Consider the following 20,236-nt stretch of genomic DNA (forward strand, 5'->3'; position numbering starts at 1 on the left):
GGCACTGTGCCCCCGACCGTCCGGCAGCGCGTCCGCGCCGAGCTCACCGCCGAGATCACCGCGGCCGCGCGCCGGCAACTGGCCGAGGTGGGCGCCGCCGGCCTGTCGCTGCGGGCGGTCGCCCGGGAGATGGGCATGGCATCGTCGGCGGTCTACCGCTACTTCCCCAGCCGCGACGACCTGCTCACCCGGCTGATCACCGACGGCTACGACGCACTCGGAGCGGCCGCGGAGGACGCCGACGACCCGGCTGCGGCGCCCCGGGAACGCTGGCTGGCGGTGTGCCGCTCCGTCCGGTCGTGGGCGCTGGCGCACCCGCACGAGTACGCGCTGCTCTACGGCTCCCCCGTGCCCGGGTACGCGGCTCCGCGCGACACCGTCCCCGCGGCCGCACGGGTCGGCGTGGTCCTGGGCCGGGTCCTCGGCGACGCGGCCCGCGGCGGCGTACTGCCGACGGCGGCAGGCGTCGACCGGGACCCGGAGCTGGTGAGCGACGAGACGGCCGCCGTCCTCGGCGGGGACCACCCCGCTCTCGACGACGCCGTGCGGCTGCGCGCGCTGCTGGCCTGGAGCTCGCTCCACGGGACGATCGGCTTCGAGCTCTTCGGCCACCTCGTCGGGTCGGTCGCGGACACCGACCGCTACTTCGACCTGGCGATGGCCGAGCTGGCCGGGCTCGTGGGGCTCTGACGTGCCCCGCACCGGCAGCCACCCGGCCGCGGCGTCCCGCGGAGGGGGCGTGCGGCTCGCGACGGCCGTCGTCCTGGCCCTCGGCGCCGGCTGCCCGGCGGCCCGGGTCCGCCGGGCAGCCGGCGCCGATCGGTGGCACCCCGGTCGGCTGCCGACCCGATGGGGCAGGCTGGCGGACCGGAGCGGTACCGGTGGGGGCGTGGGGAGGTGGCCTGAGCGTGGGTGCACGGGCAGCCGACGAGGGCGGTGACGGCGTGGCCCTCCACGACGTGGAGACGCTGCTCTCGCGCACGCTCGCCCGGTACGAGCGCGTGCTGGCCAACGTCGCCGACGGCATCTACGGCCTCGACGCCGACGGGCGGGTCGAGTTCGTCAACCCGGCGGCGGTGCGCATCACCGGGCTCGCGGCAGAGGAGCAGCTCGGTCGCGACCAGCACGCGGTCATCCACGGCCGCCGGCCCGACGGCTCGCCGTACCCCAAGCAGGAGTGCCCGGTCTGGCGCGCCCTGCAGACCGGCCGGCCGGTCACCGCCGACTCCGAGGTCTTCTGGCACAGCGACGGCACCGCGGTGCCGGTCGAGCTGATCGCCGTCCCCACGCTGGAGGACGGCGCGGTGACCGGTGTGGTGGTCTCCTTCCGGGACCTGACCGACCGGCTGGCGGCCCGGCGCCAGGCTGACGAGCTGCGCCGGGTGACCGCGCGGGCCGCAGCGGAACGGGCGCTGTCGGACCGGCTGCAGCAGGCCCTGCTGACCCCGCCGCCGGAGCCGGACCACCTGCAGGTCGCCGTGCGGTACCGCCCGGCGGCCCACGAGGCGCAGGTCGGCGGGGACTGGTACGACGCGTTCCTGCAGCCCGACGGCGCGACGGTGCTCGTCATCGGCGACGTCGCGGGCCACGACAGCAGCGCCGCGGCGGCGATGGGCCAGCTCCGCGGCCTGCTGCGGGCCCTGGCCTACGACAACGAGGAGCCGCCGTCGGCCACGCTGTCGCGCGCCGAGCACGTCGCCCGCGGGCTGGCCGTGAGCACGATGGCGACCGTGGTGCTCGCCCGCATCGAGCGCCAACCGGACGTGCCGGTCGCCGGCACCCGGGTGCTGCGGTGGAGCAACGCCGGCCACCTCCCACCGCTGCTGCTGGCGCCGGACGGCACCACGACGCTGCTCGAGACCCGTCCCGACCTGGTGCTCGGCGTCGACCCGGACGCACCGCGCGCCGACCACACCGCCGACCTGGCCGACGGCCACACCCTGCTCCTGGTCACCGACGGCCTGGTCGAGCGCCGGGACAGCGACCTCGACGCGGGGCTGGCCGCGCTGCAGGACGCGCTGCGCGACCTCGGCGGCACGCCGCTGGAGGAGCTCTGCGACACGCTGCTGGCGCGGATGCTGCCCGAGCCCGGCGCCGACGACGTCGCGATCATCGCCGTCCGGACCCACCCCGAGGACCGTCCTCGGCCGCCCGAGGCCGGCCCGAACCGCCTGCCGCCCGGCGTCGATTGACGGACCCCGTCCTCCCCACCCCGCGCAGGCCCGGGACGGGGCCGGACACGACAGCGCCCCTCCCGCTCGGGCGGGAGGGGCGCTGTGCCGTGTCGCTCAGGCGATGGCGACCGTCGTCTCGTTCAGGCCGACGTCGGCGGTGAGCGCGCGCTCACCCCTGCCGACCGGGGCCAGCGAGCGCAGCTTCCAGGCGCCCGGGGCGGCGAAGAAGCGGAACTCGCCCTCGGGGCTGGTCACCACCTCTGCGGTGAACTCGTCGGTGGCGTCGAGCAGCCGGACGTAGGCACCGGCGACGGGGGCGCCGTCGTGCCAGACCTGGCCCTGGATGACCGTCTGGGTCGCCAGGTCCACGCCGGCCAGCGTGCCGCCCTGCTTGGGAGCGCCGCACATGCTCAGGCCCCCTTCTCGATCGGGACGCCGACGAGGGAGCCGTACTCGGTCCAGGAGCCGTCGTAGTTCTTGACGTTCTGGTGGCCGAGCAGCTCGCGCAGCACGAACCAGGTGTGGCTCGAGCGCTCGCCGATCCGGCAGTAGGCGATGGTGTCCTTGCCGGTGTCGAGGCCGGCCTCGGCGTAGAGCTTGGCCAGCTCCTCGTCGCTCTTGAAGGTGCCGTCCTCGTTGGCCGCCTTGCTCCACGGCACGTTCACCGCGGTCGGGATGTGACCTGGGCGCTGCGCGCCCTCCTGCGGCAGGTGCGCGGGGGCGACCAGCTTGCCGGCGAACTCGTCGGGCGAGCGGACGTCGACCAGGTTCTTCTCGCCGATCGCGGCGACGACCTCGTCGCGGAAGGCGCGGATCGAGGTGTCGGGCTCGGACGCCTTGTACTGCGTGGCCGGGCGGGAGACGGCGTCGGTGGACAGCGGGCGGCTGTCGAGCTCCCACTTCTTGCGGCCGCCGTCGATCAGCTTGACGTCGGAGTGGCCGTACAGCTTGAAGTACCAGTACGCGTAGGCGGCGAACCAGTTGTTGTTGCCGCCGTAGAGGACGACGGTGTCGTCGTTCCCGATGCCGCGCTCGGACAGCAGCTGCTCGAACTGCTCCCGGTCGACGAAGTCGCGGCGCAGCGGGTCCTGCAGGTCGGTGCGCCAGTCGAGCTTGACGGCGCCCTCGATGTGGCCCTTGTCGTAGGCGCTGGTGTCCTCGTCGACCTCGACGAAGACGATGCCGGGGGCGCCGATGTGCTCCTGGGCCCAGTCGGCGGTGACGAGCACGTCGTTGCGGCTCATGGGGGGTGTTCCCTCCTGTGGTGGGTGTGCGGTCGGTCAGGCGGTGCGCGCGGGACGGGCCCGGCGGACGATCAGGTACAGCTCGCAGCCGAGGCAGGAGCCGGTGGCCGCGTTGAGCAGGGCCGCCACCAGCGCGAGGCCGGTCGCGACGGCGCCGACCAGCGGCGCGCCGGAGAGGTACCCGGCGGCGGCGACGACGGCGAAGACGAGCCCGACGAGCTGCGCGAAGCGCAGCGGCGCCTCGGGCTCCCGCTCGCGGACCGGGCCCAGCCGCGGGGCGACGAGGACGCGGAACAGCACCCCGTAGGGTGCGTACCGCAGCCCGGCGAGCGCACCGACGGCGAAGACCGCCGCCTGGCCCGCGACGAGCACGCCGCTGCCGGTCAGCAGGACGACGGCGAGGACGGCGCTCGTGAGCCACGCGGCGAAGCGCGGACCACGGACGTCGACCTCGCGCGGGGTCGGGAGGTGTGCGTCAGGCATGGGGCAGGGGGGCTTCCGGACGGCGGGCGGGGCACGTCGGGGCGAGGCTGGGCTCGCCCTAGGAGGCCGGACACAGGCAGCTGCCGACGCGGCACAGGTCCACTGTGCGGCGGCTGGTCAGCAGGATGCCCACGGCGTGAGGGTAACCGATCACACGTCCCGCCCGTCCCGGGCACCGGCGGGGCGCACGTGCGCCCCGACCAGCGCGGCCAGCTCGTCGGGGCGCGGAGCACCGCTGCTGCGGCCGAGGAGGGTGCCCGCCCGGTCCAGGTAGAACAGCGTCGGCGTCCGCCGGACGTCGAGCTCCCGGACGGCGTCGAGGTGGCTCTCGGCGTCGACCTCCAGGTGCGCGAGCCCGGGCCGGGTCGCCTGCAGCTGCTGCAGCCGGGCCCGCGTCGCCCGGCACGGCCCGCAGAAGGCCGTCGAGAACTGCACGACGGTCAGGTCGGCCTCGCCCGGGCGCACGCCCAGGCCCTCGAGCACGGCGGTCGTCGTCCGCTCCCGCGCGTCGTCGGCTCCGCGCACCGCGCCGTCCCTCCTCCGCTGCCACCAGGCCGCCAGCGCGGTCAGCGCGAGGGCACCACCCAGCACGCCTGCTCCGACGGGGTCCACGTCGGGCAGCAACCCGCCCGGCCCGCCGGCTGTTCCGGGTCCCCCGTCCGGGGGAACCGGGGAGGCGGTCAGCCGCGCAGCACCGTGTCGACCGCCTCGACGCGGACCTGCGCGCCGTCGTCGGCCGACTCGACGCCGGTGACCTGCAGGCCGAAGGGCAGCTCCGGGATCGGGTAGCGCACGTCGAGGGCGTCGCTCACCTGCTCGACGAGGAAGGACGGGACGTCCACGCCGGCGCCGGAGACCTCCCCGACGTCGACCACGAGGGTGTCGCCGTCGAGCGAGACCGTGCCCCTGGCGGTCAGCGGCAGGCTCACGCCGGCCACCTCCACGGTGCGCTGCACGCGCAGGCCGTCGCCGTCGCGGGTCACGGTCGTGCCGGTGCCCAGCTCGTCGGCGAGCAACGCGTAGGGCAGCGTCACGGTCCCGTCGATGCCCTGCACCGGCACCTCCTGCACCGACCCGGACAGGACGTCGGACAGCGCCACCTGGACACCACGCAGCGACACGTCGGCGCGGGTGCCCTCGGGCTGCCCCAGGTCGGCGCCGGTCGCCGAGATCCGCACGTCGTCGTAGCGCCCGGCCACCGCCTGGCTCAGGAACGGGAAGCCCCCGATCTCCACCGCCGGTTCGCCGGCCAGGCCACCGCGCTCGGCGACCAGCCGGGCGACGCGGTCCTCGGCGACCGCCTCGGCGCCCCGGTCGGCGGCGACCACCAGGCCACCGAGCAGCAGGGCGAACACCAGGAGGAAGCGCACGGCAGGCCCTTCAGAGCGCGTTCTGCAGGACGACGGAGAACGCCACCGGGGCGGCCGCGGCGACCGGCAGCACCCCCTGCAGCAGGGACACCGCCCACGCCCGGCCCGGTCCACCCGCGACGACGTAGGACGCGGCCAGCCCGACCAGCGCGGCGACTCCACCGAGGACGAGGCCGGCGAGGAGCGCACCGAGCACCGCGGCCACGTCGTCGGCGCCGTGGCGGACCACCGCGACCGCACCCCCGGCCAGCACGGCCAGCACCAGGCCGGGCACTCCGCGCGGCACGCCCGCGGCGACCGGCGGCCGGGGCAGCGCCAGGTCGACCAGCGGGCCCACCGACAGCGCCGTCCCGACGACGAGCAGCGTGGTGACGGCTGCTCTCGCGTCGCCCGCCCGGGGCAGCAGCAGGAGCACGGCGAGCGCGCAGACCGCACAGACCAGCAGCAGGACGCCGGCCAGCGAGCCGACGACGTCGGAGCGCGGCGCCCGGCGCAGCATCTGGTGCAGCACCGCGACGAGCAGGCCCAGCCCCGGCACGGCGAGCAGCGCGCCGATCCCCGGCCGCTCGGGCAGCACCACGAGCAGGTCCGCGCCGGCCGCCGCGGCGAGCCCGAGCGCGGGCGCGCCGGCCCGGGCGGGGATGCCGGTCGCCGGCACCCACGCGACGACCAGCGCCACCTGCAGGAGGGCGACCGCGGCCAGCCGACCTGCGTCCCCCGCGGCCGCGGGGAGCAGGATCAGCAGCGCCGTCGCCGCCACGACCGCGGCGGCCGTGGGCAGGTGCCACGCGCGGGCGGGGAGCCCGGACCCCACCTCGGTCGCCGTCACGGGCCCGATCGTCGCAGACACCCGGCGCCCACTCCGCTCGGCCGGCGGCGCGGTGGCCCCGGTCCCGGCGTGTCCGGGGCCGTACTCCCCTACCGGCGGCGCGGCGGCCCCGGTCCCGGCGTGTCCGGGGCCGTACTCCCCTACCGGCGGTGCGCAGACGGTTCCGTGTCGCCATCGGTTCCGGACGGGGAGTGCAGCGACACGTCGGTTATCCTGCTGGCTCATCGACAGCGCTGTCGTGGGCTCCTGGACGACACCGGTCGTCCCCGGCTCCCCTGAGGAGACGTCATGCGACTCGTGCTCATGACCGCCGCACGCCAGGCCACGACCGAGGTCCTGCCCGCCCTCGGCCTGCTGGGCCACCACGTCCGGGTGGTCGCACCGGAGCTGTCGAGCCTGCTGGACGGTGACTCCGGCGACGTCGTCCTCGTCGACGCGCGGCACGACCTCATCCAGGCCCGGACCCTGTGCGGGCTGCTCTCCTCCACCGGCGTGGCCTCCGCGCTGGTGGCCGTCCTCGCCGAGGGCGGGCTGGTCGCGCTGTCGGCCGACTGGGGCATCGACGACGTCCTGCTCGACACCGCGGGCCCGGCCGAGGTCGACGCCCGCCTCAAGTGGGCCACCGCCCGCCGGCTGGCCGCCACCTCCCCCGTCGACGGTGCCGACAGCGGCGTGACGCAGGCGGGCGAGCTGGTCATCGACGAGCACAGCTACTCCGCGAAGCTGCGCGGCCGCCCGCTCGACCTCACCTACAAGGAATTCGAGCTGCTGAAGTACCTGGCCCAGCACCCGGGCCGGGTCTTCTCCCGGGCCCAGCTGCTGCAGGAGATCTGGGGCTACGACTACTTCGGCGGCACCCGCACCGTCGACGTCCACGTGCGCCGGCTGCGGGCCAAGCTGGGCACCGAGCACGAGGCGCTGATCGGCACCGTGCGCAACGTCGGCTACAAGCTCGACCAGCAGGTCGCCGACGCGACCGCGGCGGCCGCACGGGCCGAGGCCGGGTCCCCGGCCCGGAACGACACCGAGCTGGTCTGAGGCCCTCCTGTCCGCTGCCCCCCTCGTCCGGGACGTCGACCGGCTCGACCCGGCCGGCGTCGCCGCGGTCCTCGCGCTGCTGCGCGCGGCGACCGCGGCCGACGGCGTCTGCCCGCTGTCGGAGGAGGCTGAGCTGCGGCTGCAGCACGGCGGCCCGGCCGGCGGCCGGGACGTGCTGGCCACCTCCCCAGACGGTGCGCTGACCGGCTACGCGCGCTTCGAGGGCGGCGACAGCAGCGGGGACGCCGAGGCCGAGCTCGTCGTCGCCCCGGGGTCCCGGCGGCGGGGTGTCGGCCGCGGGCTGCTGACCCGGCTCGAGCAGCTCGCCGGGGACCGTCCGCTGCGGGTGTGGGCTCACGGCGACCTGCCCGGGTCGGCCGAGCTGGCGCAGCGACACGGCTACGTACGGGCGCGGGTGCTGCTGCAGATGCGCCGCGAGCTGGCCGGGGTCGACCCCGAGCCCCGGCTGCGGCTGCCCGAGGGCCTGCAGGTGCGCACCTTCCGGCCCGGCACCGACGAGCAGGCGTGGCTGCGCACCAACGCCCGCGCCTTCGCCTCCCACCCGGAGCAGGGCAGCTGGACGGCGGAGGACCTGCGGCTGCGCGAGGCCGAGCCCTGGTTCGACCCGGCCGGCTTCTTCCTCGCCTGGGACGGCGACCGGCTGCTGGGCTCGCACTGGACGAAGGTCCACCCGCCGGGTGACGAGGGCCCGGAGGCGGTGGGCGAGGTCTACGTGCTGGGCATCGACCCGGACGCGCAGGGCCTGGGCCTGGGTCGTGCGCTGACCGACGTGGGGCTGGCCCACCTGCGCCGCCTCGGGCTGCGCCAGGTGCTGCTCTACGTCGAGGAGGACAACACCGCGGCGGTGACGCTCTACGAGCGCAGCGGCTTCACCCGGTACGCCGTCGACGTCTCCTGGCGCCGCGCCCCCTGAGGTGGGGGTTCCCAGCCCCCTCGCAGGGCCCGCCGCGAGCTCGCGAGCGGTGGGGGCAGGGGGGTCCTCCTCCAGTCGGCGCGCCCGGGTTCACCCGATGGACGTGAGCTGGTCCACACCGCGTGACGCAAGCCTCGGCCGCCGTTCACCTGTCGTTCACCGGCGGACGGGGAGGCGTCAACCTCGGCTCCCTAGCGTCGGTCCTCGTTGGTTCCGCGCTGCCCGGCAGAAGGCCCGGGCGCACCGTCGAAGGGCCCTGCCTTGAAGCTCAGCACCACGTCGCGCGCTGTCGTCCTCTCGGCTGCGCTCGCCGGCACCCTCACGCTGACCGCGTGCGGCGCCGCCAACGAGGAGACCGCCGGTGGCGGCAGCACCAGCACCACCGGCAGCTCCACGGAGCTGAGCGGCGCGCTCGACGGCGCCGGCGCCAGCAGCCAGCAGGCCGCCATGCAGGGCTGGACCGCCGGCTACTCGGGCGTGCAGCCCGGCGTGACGGTGAACTACGACCCGGTGGGCTCCGGCGGTGGCCGCGAGCAGTTCACCTCCGGCGGCGTCGACTTCGCCGGCTCCGACGCCGCGCTCGACGAGGAGGAGCTGACCGCCGCACAGGAGCGCTGCGCCGGCGGTGAGGTCTTCGAGCTGCCCAACTACATCTCGCCGATCGCGGTGGTCTACAACCTCGAGGGCGTCGACGAGCTGAACCTGTCGCCCGAGGTGGTCGCCGGCATCTTCAACCAGCAGATCGCGAACTGGAACGACCCGGCCATCGCCGCCGACAACCCCGGCGTGACGCTGCCGGACCTGCAGATCACCCCGGTGAACCGCTCCGACGAGTCCGGCACCACCGAGAACTTCACCGAGTACCTGGCCGCCGCGGCCGCCGGCGCCTGGCCGCACGAGGCGGACGGCAACTGGCCGGTCGCCGGCGGCGAGGCCGCCCAGGGCACCTCGGGCGTCGTCAGCGCCGTCAGCGGCGGCAACGGCACCATCGGCTACGCCGACCTCTCGCAGGCCGGCGAGCTGGGGGTGGCCAACATCGGCGTCGGCGAGGAGTTCGTGACCCCGAGCCCCGAGGCCGCGGCCGCGGTGGTCGAGAACTCCGAGCGGCTCGAGGGCCGGGGCCAGTACGACTTCGCCATCGAGCTGGCCCGCGACACCGCCGAGTCCGGCAGCTACCCGATCGTCCTGGTCAGCTACCACATCGGCTGCATCCAGTACGACGACCAGGAGACCGCCGACCTGGTCAAGGACTTCATCGGCTACGTGATCAGCGAGGACGGCCAGCAGGCGGCGGCGGAGGCGGCGGGTTCCGCGCCGATCTCCGACGCGCTGCGCGAGCAGGCGCAGACGGCCGTGGACGCGGTCACCGCCGGCTGAGCACACAATGAGCGGTGACGGCCCGGGGTGCCCGACGGCGCCCCGGGCCGTTGCCGGGCCCGGCTCCGGCCGGACACCCGAACCACCCTCCGCCGGGTCCCCAGGCACCGGCCGACACACCACGGAGCAGCGGTGAGCAGCACGAGGACCACACCCCCGTCCCCTCCCGGGACCGGCCGGTCGGTCCGCCGTCCCGGCGACCGCGTCTTCGCCGGCACCGCCAAGGGCGCCGGCATCCTCATCCTCGTCATCCTCGCCGGGGTGGCCGCGTTCCTCGTCGTCGAGGCGGTGCCCGCGCTCACGGCCCCGGCCGAGGACATCCCCGGCGACCGGGGGCTGGCCGGTTACGTCGCCCCCCTCGTCTTCGGCACGCTGCTGGCAGCGGTCATCGCACTGCTGGTGGCCACCCCGCTGGCGGTGGCCATCGCGCTGTTCATCGGCTACTACGCCCCGCGCCGGCTGGCTCAGGGCCTGGGCTACCTGGTCGACCTGCTCGCCGCGATCCCCAGCATCGTCTACGGCTTCTGGGGCATCTTCTGGCTGGCCCCCAAGCTGGTGCCCTTCTACGAGTGGCTCGAGGACGACCTCGGCTTCATCCCGCTGTTCGCCGGGCCGGCCTCGACCACCGGGCGCACCATGCTGACCGCCGGTCTGGTCCTCGCCGTGATGATCCTGCCCATCGTGAGCGCCATCTCCCGTGAGGTCTTCCTGCAGGTGCCGAGCCTGCACCGCGAGGCCGCCCTGGCCCTGGGCGCCACCCGTTGGGAGATGATCCGGATGGCGGTCCTCCCCTACGGCCGCTCCGGTGTCATCGGCGGCTCGATGCTGGGCCTGGGCCGGGCACTCGGCGAGACCATGGCCGTGGCCATCGTGCTGTCCGTCTCCGGCGGCATCACGCTCAACCTGATCAGCAGCGGCAACCCGTCGACGATCGCGGCGAACATCGCGCTGGAGTTCCCGGAGTCCTCGGGCATCGACATCAACACGCTGATCGCCAGCGGCCTGGCCCTGTTCGTGATCACCTTCGTGGTCAACATGGTGGCCCGCGCCATCGTCAACCGCCGCGCCGACTTCTCCGGAGCGAACTGATGAGCCAGATCTCCACGGCACCGGTCGCCACGGGCAGCAGCGCGCCCGGCGGTTCCCGCGGCACCAGGCGCACCGGGCGGCTGGCCCGCTGGGCGCCCTGGGCCTGCTTCGCCGGGGCCGCCGTCGTCGTCGGGGTGCTCTGGCCGCTGTTCGACCTCAACATCGCGCTGTTCGTGCTCTACACCGTCGTCCTCGGGACGCTGGCGGTGTACCTGCTGACCCGCGCCGTGGAGGGCTCCCGGCAGGCCACCAACCGGCTCGTCACCTGCCTGGTGGTCAGTGCCTTCGGGCTGGCGATGGTGCCCCTGGTCTCGCTGGTCTGGGAGGTCGTCAGCCGCGGCGCCGCACGACTGGACGGCGAGTTCTTCAACTCCTCCCTCGTCGGCATCGTCGGCGAGGGCGGCGGCGCCTACCACGCCATCATGGGCACGCTGGTCATCACGGCGCTCACCACGCTCATCTCGGTGCCGATCGGCCTGATGACGGCGATCTTCCTCGTCGAGTACGCCCGCGGGCGGCTGAAGCGGGCGATCACCTTCCTGGTCGACGTCATGACCGGCATCCCGTCGATCGTGGCCGGCCTGTTCGCCTACGCGCTGTTCGCGATCTTCCTCGGCCCGGGCATCCGGCTCGGCATCATGGGCGCGATCGCGCTGTCGGTGCTGATGATCCCGGTCGTGGTCCGCTCGGCCGAGGAGGTGCTCAAGCTGGTGCCGAACGAGCTGCGCGAGGCCTCCTACGCCCTGGGCGTGCCCAAGTGGCGGACCATCGTGAAGGTCGTCGTCCCGACGTCCATCGCCGGCCTCGGCACCGGCGTCACCCTGGCGATCGCCCGCGTGGTCGGCGAGACCGCGCCGCTGCTGATCACCCTCGGCATCACCAACGCCACCAACCTCGACCCGTTCGACGGCCGCATGGCGACGCTGCCGGTCTACGCCTACTACCAGCTGACCCAGCCGGGGGTGCCGCCGCAGTTCGCCACCGACCGGGCCTGGACGGCGGCCCTCGTGCTGATCATCCTGGTGATGGGTCTCAACGTCGTCGCCCGCCTCATCAGTCGCTTCTTCGCTCCCAAGTCCGGTCGCTGACCGGCAACCCTGGAGGACCTGCAGTGGCCAAGCGCATCGACGTCTCGGACCTGAACATCTACTACGGCGACTTCCTCGCCGTGGAGGGCGTCAACGTCTCCATCGAGCCACGCAGCATCACGGCGCTCATCGGGCCGTCGGGCTGCGGCAAGTCGACCTTCCTGCGCTCGATCAACCGGATGCACGAGGTCGTCCCGGGCGGTCGCGTCGAGGGCAAGATCGTCATGGACGGGCAGGACCTCTACGGCCCGGACGTCGACCCGGTCGACGTGCGGCGTCAGATCGGCATGGTCTTCCAGCGGCCCAACCCGTTCCCGACCATGTCGATCTACGAGAACGTCGCCGCGGGGATCCGGCTGAACAGCAAGAAGATGAAGAAGTCCGACCTCGACGACCTGGTGGAGCGCTCGCTCCGGGGCGCCAACCTCTGGAACGAGGTCAAGGACCGGCTGGCCCGCCCCGGCGCCGGCCTCTCCGGTGGTCAGCAGCAGCGGCTCTGCATCGCCCGGGCCATCGCCGTGGAGCCCGACGTGCTGCTGATGGACGAGCCGGCCTCCGCGCTGGACCCGATCTCCACGCTGGCGATCGAGGACCTGATGGCCGACCTCAAGGAGCGCTTCACCATCGTCATCGTCACCCACAACATGCAGCAGGCGGCGCGGGTGAGCGAGCAGACCGGCTTCTTCAACCTCAACGGGGTGGGCCAGCCCGGCCGGCTGATCGAGTTCAACCCGACCGAGAAGATCTTCAGCAACCCGGACCAGAAGGCGACCGAGGACTACATCTCGGGCCGCTTCGGCTGAGAAGGGACCCCCTCGCCCCCCGCCGCCCGCAAGCTCGCGACGGGACCCTGCGAGGGGGCCACGGGCCGGCTGAGCTCCACCCGTCGTTCCTCGGGCGACCCTCCGGGCCCCCGCTCGTCACGACACCGCGGCCACGTGCCGTCCCCGACTCGTCCGCTCAGCAGCTGGCGGCGGCGACCGGCTCGGCCGACGGCGTGGCGGGCGCCTCGGGCGCCGGCGTCTCCGGAGCCGCCACCGGCGCGGGGGGCGTGACGACCACGGGGACGACGCTGGAGAAGCCCGGCCCGAGAACCAGCTGGATGCCGCCCCCGGTCGCGTCACTGGGCTGCAGCACCGCCCCGGGGACGGCGGCGGCGACCGTGCGCGCCTGTTCCTCGGCACCGGCGCCGTACCGGACGACGGTCTCGTTGACCACGCCGAGCTCGTTGCCGACCTGGCCGACCCCGAAGCCCTGGGCGCGCATCTGCTCGGCCACGGTGGCGGCCAGCCCGCCGGTCGCGGTGCCGTTGAGGACGTCGACGGTGATCCCCGCGGGCGCGGCGGTCAGCGGCTGCGCCGCAGGCGTGGTGACCGGCTGCTCGGCGGCCGCCGGAGCCGGAGCGGCCGCCACGTCGGCGACCTCGGGCGCCACCAGCTCCGCGGGCAGCCGGCCCTCCTCGATCACCGTGTCGAACAGCGAGCGGGTGGCGGCGTCGTCCAGCACGACGTGCGCCTGCGCGCTGCCGGCCGGCACGTAGCCCACCTGGGCGACCGGCAGGCCGATCCGCTGCACCGCGTCGCCGGGGAGGTCGCCGAGGGTGCCGCCGAGGGTGCGCAGGTCACCGAGTGTGGTGGCCTCGTCGACGGTGAGGGCGTCGGAGGCGCGGGTCAGGAACCCGGTGAGGGTGGCCGGGTTGCCGAGCGTCCCCGCAGACATCGCCGTCCGCAGGGTGGAGGTGAGCAGCAGCTGCGCGCGCTCGGCGACCGCCTCACCGGCGACGTCGGCGCCGGCGTCCCCGGGAGCCAGGTAGCCCGTGGCGCGCTCCCCCGACAGCTCGCTGGCACCGGCCGGGAGCGGCTGCGCCGACGCGGCGACCGCCGGCGTCGCCGTGGGCAGGCAGACGGCGACACCACCGAGCGCGTCAACCATGCCGGGCAGCCGGCCCAGGTCGACGCCCAGGTAGTGGTCGACCCGGAGACCGGACAGCTGCTGCACCGCGCGCACCGTGCAGGACGGCCCACCCTCGAGCAGGGAGGCCGCGAAGGACTCGGTGACGGCCTCACGGACCTCGCCGTCGGCCCGGATGCAGGTGGGGGTGTCGACCAGCGCGGTCGGCGGGATGCTGACCAGGACCGCGCGCTCCTCGTCGGCGGTCACGTGCGCCAGGAGGGTGGCCACCGAGGCGGGGCCCTCCTCGCCGGGCAGTCCCGTGCCGACGACCAGGTAGGTGGCCGCGCCCTCCTGCAGCCCGGGAGCGAGCACCTCCGCGCCGTCGGGCGTCAGCGCCTGGACCCGCTCGATGCGCTGGTCGACGTAGAAGTACAGGCCCAGGTGGTAGGCGAGGACGACGCCGACGAGGGCGGCGAGGCCCGTCGCGACGCGGACCAGCCGCCGGCGGCCGGGGCTGCGAGCGGCACGGCGGGCGGCCCGGCGCTCGCGGGGGGAGGGCGGCGTCAGCCGGGTCGCACCGGACGGCCGGGCGTCGCGGCCGGGGATCGGGGGCAGCGGCGCGACCGGGCGGGACGGGCGGTGGCCGGTCCCGTCCTCGAGCGGCGGGAAGAGCGGCACGGAGGGCCGGGCCGACGGCGGCACCGGCGGCAGGCCGCCGGGCTGTGCCTGGGGCGCGGCCGGGTCCACCTGCTGCGGGACGATCGGGGGCAGCGGGGGGACGGCGGCCGGCGGCCCGGGGGACGCCGGTGCGCGGCCGGCCGGCCCGCCCGGGACCGGGGGCAGACCGCGCTGCGGCGCCGGGGTGTCGGCGGCCGCACGCGGGACGTCACCGGCCCGCCGTCCGGAGGGTGCGCGCACCGCGTCCCGGACCGCCGGGGTGTCCTCAGCGGGGACCGGGGGCAGGCCGCGCCGGCGTTCGGGGGTCTTCTCCCCGGTGGCCAGGGGCAGCGGGATCTCACCGGTTCGGGCGGCACGGCGGCGGCCCACCTCGCCGCCCTGGCGGGCGATCAGCTGCTCGACGGTGATCGGTCCACGGGCTGGCGACCCATCACCCGGGGACGGCGCAGCGGAGCGACGCCGGCCACGGGGACGCCCGGACGAGCGGGCCTCCCCCGCGTCGTCGCTCGTGCGCTCGTTCCCCACCCGTGCCGACTTCCCATCGTCGAACCCTCGCCCTGACGGGCACCGAAGCTCCCGCCTCGCGCGCGGTGGTACCGCTGCGCAGTCGGGCAGTCACCCACCATACGGGCGCAGGGGCTCCTTCCCGGATCGGACGCGCGGGGATCGGCGGGCAGGTCGCCCGGGCCCGTCGTAGCGTCCCCGAGGTGAAGCTGCCGTTCGTCCCGGGTCCGTCCGACGTGATCTCCGCGGTGGAGGGGGTCCGCGAGGGCGTGACCGAGGCGCTGGCGCTGGTCCCACGGCTGGTCGCCGTCGTCGGGCGCGTGGAGTCGCTGCTCGACCGGGTCGAGGGGGTCGTCGACCGTGCCGACGCGGCGATCACCGCCGTCGAGAGCACGCGAGCCGGCGCCGACGAGGCCGTCGCCGCGGTCGGCGCCACACGACAGCGGGCCGACGACGCGATCACCGCGGTCGGCGCCACCAACCAGAGGGCCGACGAGGCGATCACCGCCGTCGGCAGCACGAACCAGAGAGCCGACGAGGCGATCACCGCCGTGGGCAGCACGAACCGGAAAGCCGATGAGGCGATCACCGCGGTGGGCGCTACCAACCAGAAGGCCGACCAGGCGATCACCGCGGTGGGCGCTACCAACCAGAGAGCCGACCAGGCCATCACCGCCGTCGGCGCCACCATCCAGAAAGCCGACCAGGCCATCACCGCCGTCGGCGCCACCAACCAGAAAGCCGACCAGGCCATCACCGCCGTCGGCAACACGAACCGGAAAGCCGATGAGGCGATCACCGCCGTCGGCGCCATCAACCAGAAGGCCGACCAGGCCATCACCGCCGTCGGCGCCACCAACCAGAAAGCCGACGACGCGATCACCTCCGTCAGCGCCACCAACCGGAAAGCCGACGACGCGATCACCGCGGTCGGGGGCACCATCGCCCGCTCCGACGGTGCCGTCTCCGGGGCCGAGGGGCTGATCGGCCGGATGGACCCGATGGTGGACGTCTTCCAGGAGCCACTGCTGGCCCTGGCACCCGCGGTGCGGCGCCTCGCGGCGAGCATCGACCCCGACGAGGTGGAGGCGGTCGTCGCCTTCATCGACCGGCTGCCGCAGCTCATGACCCACCTCGACGAGGACATCCTGCCGGTGATCGGGTCGCTGGGGTCGGTCGGCACCGACGTGCACGACCTGCTCGACACCATGCAGGACCTGCGGCACGTCGTGAAGGGCTTCCCCGGCTCGCGGCTGTTCCGCCGGCGGGGGGCGGAGGAGATCGCGGAGGACGAGGAGCAGGAGGCCGCAGAGGGCCGGTGACGGGCAGGAGCCGGTGCGCCCGACTCCCGCCCGCCGTCGCTCAGGTCTCGGTCGGGTAGCCCAGCGCGCGGACGACGTCGCCGATCCGCTCGTAGGTCTCACCCTCGGGCAGCCGCCGAAGCTCGTCGACGACGGCGTCGGGCGCCCGGTGGTCCAGGGCCGCCTCGACGAGGTTCGGCCCGTCGCTCGGGAAGTCGGCCCGGTCCAGCCAGCGGGCCAGCTCGGCGCGGGCGATGACGGCGTCCTCGGTCATGCCGACCGGCACGCCGCCCACCAGGGTGCCGCTCGGATCCGCCGTGATGTCCGGGTCGCCCTCGGCGATCGGCTCGACCTCGCGCCACTCCTCGGAGCGGGTCGCGTGCTCGGCCTTGAGCATCCCCTGGATCTCGTGCTCGAGCTCCTCGTCCACCCGTGGGCTGTGCTTGGTGCTGCGGGCCGCCGTGCCGGCGAACTGGTCTCCGCTCTCGCTCACGTTCCCCCTCCTCCTGGTGCGTCGTCCTGCTGGTGCGTGGTCACTTCTCGTGCAGGGCGCCGGGCTTGTGCACCGCCGTCTTGCCGGTCTTGTCGCTCTCGACCTCGTACTGCGGCTCGTCCTTGCTGGCCTTGACCGTCCGGCCGGCCGCCTCCGTCTCCGAGGTGATCTTGCGCTTGACGGTGCCCTCGACCTCCTGGCCGTGGCTCTTCCAGGTGACGTGGTCACCCTTCTTCACGTCGTCCGACACGTGGACCTCCCGGGTGCTCGGCGCGGTCCCTCGCCTCTGCCCGGCGTGGGGCCGGGACACACATCACCCGTCCGAGAGGCCGGATCACCCGTGTGGGCACTGACGTCGGCGCATCCGTCACGTAGCGTTCCCCCCGACGGAGAGCGTCCCGCCGTTCTCGCTGCTCACAGCGGGGTACGCGAGCACGCAGCGTGACGTCCTCCTCCTCGATCGCCGGCCCGGTCGACCTCATTCCCCCGGGGTCGGCCGGGTCGGCCCGCATCTAGGCTGGGTGCTGCCATGTCCGCCGCGCCCGTGACCGATCCCGACCCCACCCGGCCGGTCGACGTCCTCACCGTGACCTCGGTCGACGACGTCACCCCGTCGGTGCGCCGCATCGTGCTCTCGGGCACCCCGGCGGCGGCCGCGGCGGCCGGGCCCACGATCTCGCTGCTGGTCCCCCGCGTCGGCGACCCCGCGCCGCGCTGGCCGCGGGTGCAGCGGGACGGGCGGATCGTGTGGCCCGACGGCCCGCACGGGGTGAGCCTGCGCAGCTACACCGCCCGCCGGCAGGACGCCGAGCGCGGCGAGGTGGAGATCGACTTCGTCCTGCACGGCGACGGTCCGGCCGCGGCGTGGGCCGGCGCCGCCGTCCCCGGGACGACGGTGGCCGTCGCCGGCGGCGGCCCCCTGGGCGACCGGCCGGCCGGCTGGCTGCTGCTGGCCGGCGACGAGACCGCGCTGCCGGCGATCACCCGCATCCTGGCCGCGGCCCCGCCGTCCACCCGCGGGGTCGCCCTCGTCGAGGTCGCCGACGCCGCGGAGGAGCAGCCGCTGCCGGCACCGGAGGGCGTGGCGGTCCGCTGGCTGCACCGGGACGGCGCCCCGCCCGGGGAGGGCACGTTGCTGCCCGACGCCGTTGCCGCGCTGGAGCGGCCGGACGGCGAGGACCTGTTCGCCTGGGTGGCCGCCGAGTCCGCCGCCGTCCGTGCGGTGCGGGCGGACCTGCGCGCGCGGTGGGGGCTGGGCCGGGCGCAGCACCACGCGATCGGCTACTGGCGGCGTGGCCGGGCGATGGGTGGTGAGGGCCCTCCAGCCTCCTCACAGGGAACGCCCAGGGCTGCCCCAGCCCGGGGCTCCACCCTGCTGGCATGACCACGGCAGCGCGTTCGACAGGAGGTGCTGTGAGCAGCACCCACAGAGACTCCGCACCGGAGGCGCGCCTCCTCGTGGTGGACGACGAACCCAACATCCGCGAGCTGCTGTCGGCCAGCCTCCGCTACGCCGGCTTCGAGGTGGCCACCGCGGCCGACGGGCAGCAGGCGCTGGCGATGGCGGCGTCCTTCCGCCCCGACCTCCTGGTGCTCGACGTGATGATGCCGGGCCTGGACGGCTTCGGCGTCGTCCGCCGGCTGCGGGAGAGCGGCCGGCACACGCCGGTGCTGTTCCTCACCGCCCGCGACGCCGCGGAGGACAAGGTGTCCGGGCTGACCCTGGGCGGCGACGACTACGTCACCAAGCCCTTCAGCCTCGACGAGGTGCTCGCCCGCATCCGGGCGGTGCTGCGCCGCAGCACCGGGCCGCAGCGCCCGGTGGAGTCCCCCCGGCTGTCCTTCGCCGACATCGAGCTGGACGAGGAGTCGCACGAGGTCGTCAAGGCCGGCGAGGTCGTCAGCCTCTCCCCGACGGAGTTCAAGCTGCTGCGCTACCTGATGGCCAACGCCGGGCGGGTGCTGTCGAAGGCGCAGATCCTCGACCACGTGTGGAACTACGACTTCAACGGCGACGCCAACGTCGTCGAGTCCTACATCTCCTACCTGCGCCGCAAGGTCGACACCACCGAGCCGCGACTGCTGCACACCATCCGCGGCGTCGGCTACACGCTGCGGCTGCCACGCGGGACGTGAGCGGACAGGTGCGCGAGCACCGCAGCGAGCGCCGGCGAGCCAGGAGCGGGACGCCCCGCGGGGACGGGCCGGGGGCACCGTGACGACGACGTCGGCCCGTCCGCACCGCGGCGGCACGCGCCTGCCGCTGCGGATCACCCTGGTGGCGCTCATCGTCACGCTGGTCGGCGTCGCGCTGACCGCCACGGGCTTCGCCACGACCCGGGTGCTGAAGGACTACCTGGCCGGCCAGCAGGAGGACGAGCTGCAGCAGGTCGTCGACGACTACGCGAACGACCCCACGGTCCAGGCCGCCTGCCTCAACGGCGTGGACCGGCCCACGCCGTCCGGCTACCTCGTGGGCTGCCTGGCGCCGGGCAGTGACGACCTCACCGTCGTCTATGTCCCCCTGCCGAAGCTCGACGAGCTGCCCGACGTCGACGACGGGGTGCGCGGCCCCGGCGGGCCGCCCGGCACCACCTCGTCGCAGGACGGCGACTGGCAGCTGCTGACCGCCGACCTGCCCGGTGGCTACACCCTGGTCATCGGTGGCGACCTGGGCCGCGACGAGCGCGCCATCCGCCAGCTCGTCGCCGCCCAGCTGGTGGTCGGGCTGGCCGTGCTCACCCTCCTCGGGATCGCCGCGTACGTCCTGGTGCGCAACAGCCTGCGGCCGCTGACCGAGGTGGAGCGCACCGCCGCCGCGATCGCCGCCGGCGACCTCTCCCAGCGGGTGCCGGCCGGGGACGACCGCACGGAGGTGGGCCGGCTGGCGACCGCGCTCAACGGGATGCTGTCCCGCATCGAGTACGGCTTCCGCGCGCAGCAGGCCTCCGAGGAGCAGGCCCGCGCCTCGGAGACCCGGATGCGCCGGTTCGTCGCCGACGCGAGCCACGAGCTGCGCACCCCGCTGACCTCGATCCGCGGCTTCGCCGAGCTCTACCGGCAGGGCGCGGTGGGCAGCCCGGAGGAGACCGCCCGGCTGATGCAGCGCATCGAGTCCGAGGGTGCCCGCATGGGCGTGCTCGTCGAGGACCTGCTGCAGCTGGCCCGCCTGGACCAGCAGCGCCCGCTCAGCATCACCCCGGTCGACCTGGCCGAGGTCGCCGGTGACGCCGTCCACGACGCGCGCGCCGTGCAGCCCGACCGGCCGCTCACCCTGCACCTGGACGAGTCGCTCAGCGAGGTCCCCGTGGTGCTCGGCGACGAGGCCCGGCTGCGCCAGGTGGTCGGCAACCTGGTGACCAACGCCCTGGTCCACACGCCCCCGACCGCGCCGGTCACGGTCACGGTCTCCGACGAGCCGGCGGCCGGGGACGGGCCGGTGGACGGCGACGACGGCGGCGTGGTCGTGCTCCGGGTGGCCGACGGGGGCCCGGGCATGGCGCCCGAGGACGCCGCCCGGGTGTTCGAGCGCTTCTACCGCGCCGACCCGTCGCGGGCCCGGACGGCGGGGGGCACCGGGCTGGGGCTGGCCATCGTCAGCGCGCTGGTGGCCGCGCACGGCGGCACGGTGCACCTGGACACCGCCCCGGGCCGGGGAGCGGTGTTCACCGTCCGGCTGCCCCGCTCCGGCCCCAGCTCCGCGGTGCCGCCGGTGCCGGACGGCCCGGCGGCCTGAGCCGG

Annotated in this window: 21 protein-coding genes; 12 read left to right on the top strand and 9 right to left on the bottom strand. The window is 75.0% G+C overall.

The window, feature by feature from the left end:
• Window positions 1-6: 6 nt before the first annotated feature.
• Together BMW27_RS19055 and BMW27_RS19060 are read left to right on the top strand one after the other, a co-directional pair.
• On the top strand, window positions 7-690 hold the full coding sequence (locus BMW27_RS19055; RefSeq protein ID WP_091446907.1) for a TetR/AcrR family transcriptional regulator: 684 nt from the start codon (window positions 7-9) through the stop codon (window positions 688-690).
• Window positions 691-908: 218 nt separating this feature from the next.
• Entirely contained in the window at window positions 909-2,192 is a 1,284-nt protein-coding gene (locus BMW27_RS19060; protein ID WP_091446910.1) for a PP2C family protein-serine/threonine phosphatase, read from the top strand.
• Between the two features lie 96 nt (window positions 2,193-2,288).
• Here the strand turns inward: BMW27_RS19060 and BMW27_RS19065 are convergent, their stop codons facing one another.
• The 6 genes from BMW27_RS19065 to BMW27_RS19090 all read right to left on the bottom strand — a co-directional run bounded on the left by BMW27_RS19065 (window position 2,289) and on the right by BMW27_RS19090 (window position 6,100).
• Window positions 2,289-2,582 carry a DUF1416 domain-containing protein gene (locus BMW27_RS19065; RefSeq protein ID WP_091446914.1) on the bottom strand — a complete coding sequence of 98 codons (294 nt, stop codon included), beginning with the start codon at window positions 2,580-2,582 and terminating at the stop codon, window positions 2,289-2,291.
• Between the two features lie 2 nt (window positions 2,583-2,584).
• Window positions 2,585-3,418 (bottom strand): sulfurtransferase, encoded by an 834-nt coding sequence (locus tag BMW27_RS19070; protein ID WP_091446917.1) that lies wholly within the window; start codon window positions 3,416-3,418, stop codon window positions 2,585-2,587.
• A 36-nt stretch (window positions 3,419-3,454) separates the two neighbouring features.
• On the bottom strand, window positions 3,455-3,901 hold the full coding sequence (locus BMW27_RS19075; protein WP_091446920.1) for a DUF4395 domain-containing protein: 447 nt from the start codon (window positions 3,899-3,901) through the stop codon (window positions 3,455-3,457).
• A 150-nt stretch (window positions 3,902-4,051) separates the two neighbouring features.
• A complete protein-coding gene (locus BMW27_RS19080; RefSeq protein ID WP_245743709.1) occupies window positions 4,052-4,492 on the bottom strand; it encodes a thioredoxin family protein in 441 nt (146 codons plus the stop codon).
• Between the two features lie 89 nt (window positions 4,493-4,581).
• Window positions 4,582-5,271, bottom strand: a complete 690-nt coding sequence (locus tag BMW27_RS19085; RefSeq protein ID WP_091446922.1) for an LmeA family phospholipid-binding protein — start codon at window positions 5,269-5,271, stop codon at window positions 4,582-4,584.
• A 10-nt stretch (window positions 5,272-5,281) separates the two neighbouring features.
• Window positions 5,282-6,100 (bottom strand): hypothetical protein, encoded by an 819-nt coding sequence (locus BMW27_RS19090; protein WP_091446925.1) that lies wholly within the window; start codon window positions 6,098-6,100, stop codon window positions 5,282-5,284.
• A 288-nt stretch (window positions 6,101-6,388) separates the two neighbouring features.
• On the opposite strand from BMW27_RS19090, the gene BMW27_RS19095 reads away from it, so the two are divergent.
• The 6 genes from BMW27_RS19095 to pstB all read left to right on the top strand — a co-directional run bounded on the left by BMW27_RS19095 (window position 6,389) and on the right by pstB (window position 12,429).
• Complete coding sequence (locus BMW27_RS19095; RefSeq protein ID WP_091446928.1) at window positions 6,389-7,138, top strand: winged helix-turn-helix transcriptional regulator; 750 nt, start codon at window positions 6,389-6,391, stop codon at window positions 7,136-7,138.
• Window positions 7,139-7,145: 7 nt separating this feature from the next.
• Window positions 7,146-8,072, top strand: a complete 927-nt coding sequence (gene mshD / locus BMW27_RS19100; RefSeq protein WP_091446930.1) for a mycothiol synthase — start codon at window positions 7,146-7,148, stop codon at window positions 8,070-8,072.
• A gap of 261 nt (window positions 8,073-8,333) precedes the next feature.
• Window positions 8,334-9,449, top strand: coding sequence for a phosphate ABC transporter substrate-binding protein PstS (gene pstS / locus BMW27_RS19105; protein WP_091446933.1), 1,116 nt, complete (start codon window positions 8,334-8,336; stop codon window positions 9,447-9,449).
• 132 nt (window positions 9,450-9,581) lie between these two features.
• Entirely contained in the window at window positions 9,582-10,538 is a 957-nt protein-coding gene (gene pstC / locus BMW27_RS19110; RefSeq protein WP_091446935.1) for a phosphate ABC transporter permease subunit PstC, read from the top strand.
• Window positions 10,538-11,626, top strand: coding sequence for a phosphate ABC transporter permease PstA (gene pstA, locus BMW27_RS19115; RefSeq protein ID WP_091446938.1), 1,089 nt, complete (start codon window positions 10,538-10,540; stop codon window positions 11,624-11,626). The genes pstC and pstA overlap by 1 nt, the downstream gene beginning before the upstream one ends.
• A gap of 23 nt (window positions 11,627-11,649) precedes the next feature.
• Window positions 11,650-12,429: a phosphate ABC transporter ATP-binding protein PstB gene (pstB, locus tag BMW27_RS19120; protein WP_091446943.1), complete on the top strand. Its 780-nt coding sequence runs from the start codon at window positions 11,650-11,652 to the stop codon at window positions 12,427-12,429.
• Between the two features lie 157 nt (window positions 12,430-12,586).
• Here the strand turns inward: pstB and BMW27_RS19125 are convergent, their stop codons facing one another.
• Window positions 12,587-14,566, bottom strand: coding sequence for an LCP family protein (locus BMW27_RS19125; RefSeq protein WP_245743710.1), 1,980 nt, complete (start codon window positions 14,564-14,566; stop codon window positions 12,587-12,589).
• A 338-nt stretch (window positions 14,567-14,904) separates the two neighbouring features.
• Here BMW27_RS19125 and BMW27_RS19130 point away from each other — a divergent pair, with 338 nt between their 5' ends.
• Entirely contained in the window at window positions 14,905-16,023 is a 1,119-nt protein-coding gene (locus BMW27_RS19130; protein ID WP_175486570.1) for a hypothetical protein, read from the top strand.
• A gap of 40 nt (window positions 16,024-16,063) precedes the next feature.
• Here the strand turns inward: BMW27_RS19130 and BMW27_RS19135 are convergent, their stop codons facing one another.
• The gene (locus BMW27_RS19135; RefSeq protein WP_091446949.1) at window positions 16,064-16,495 is read right to left on the bottom strand and encodes a DUF2795 domain-containing protein; all 432 of its coding nucleotides are present in this window, start codon (window positions 16,493-16,495) and stop codon (window positions 16,064-16,066) included.
• A gap of 40 nt (window positions 16,496-16,535) precedes the next feature.
• On the bottom strand, window positions 16,536-16,745 hold the full coding sequence (locus BMW27_RS19140; RefSeq protein ID WP_091446952.1) for a hypervirulence associated TUDOR domain-containing protein: 210 nt from the start codon (window positions 16,743-16,745) through the stop codon (window positions 16,536-16,538).
• A gap of 279 nt (window positions 16,746-17,024) precedes the next feature.
• Here BMW27_RS19140 and BMW27_RS19145 point away from each other — a divergent pair, with 279 nt between their 5' ends.
• The 3 genes from BMW27_RS19145 (at window position 17,025) to BMW27_RS19155 (ending at window position 20,231) form a co-directional block, all read left to right on the top strand.
• A complete protein-coding gene (locus BMW27_RS19145) occupies window positions 17,025-17,879 on the top strand; it encodes a siderophore-interacting protein (protein ID WP_245743712.1) in 855 nt (284 codons plus the stop codon).
• A 29-nt stretch (window positions 17,880-17,908) separates the two neighbouring features.
• Window positions 17,909-18,631 (top strand): response regulator transcription factor, encoded by a 723-nt coding sequence (locus BMW27_RS19150; protein WP_091446955.1) that lies wholly within the window; start codon window positions 17,909-17,911, stop codon window positions 18,629-18,631.
• Between the two features lie 79 nt (window positions 18,632-18,710).
• Window positions 18,711-20,231 carry a sensor histidine kinase gene (locus BMW27_RS19155; protein ID WP_217638206.1) on the top strand — a complete coding sequence of 507 codons (1,521 nt, stop codon included), beginning with the start codon at window positions 18,711-18,713 and terminating at the stop codon, window positions 20,229-20,231.
• Window positions 20,232-20,236: the final 5 nt, after the last annotated feature.

Origin of the sequence: Geodermatophilus poikilotrophus (genome assembly GCF_900111455.1) — a bacterium.
GTDB lineage: Bacteria > Actinomycetota > Actinomycetes > Mycobacteriales > Geodermatophilaceae > Geodermatophilus > Geodermatophilus poikilotrophus.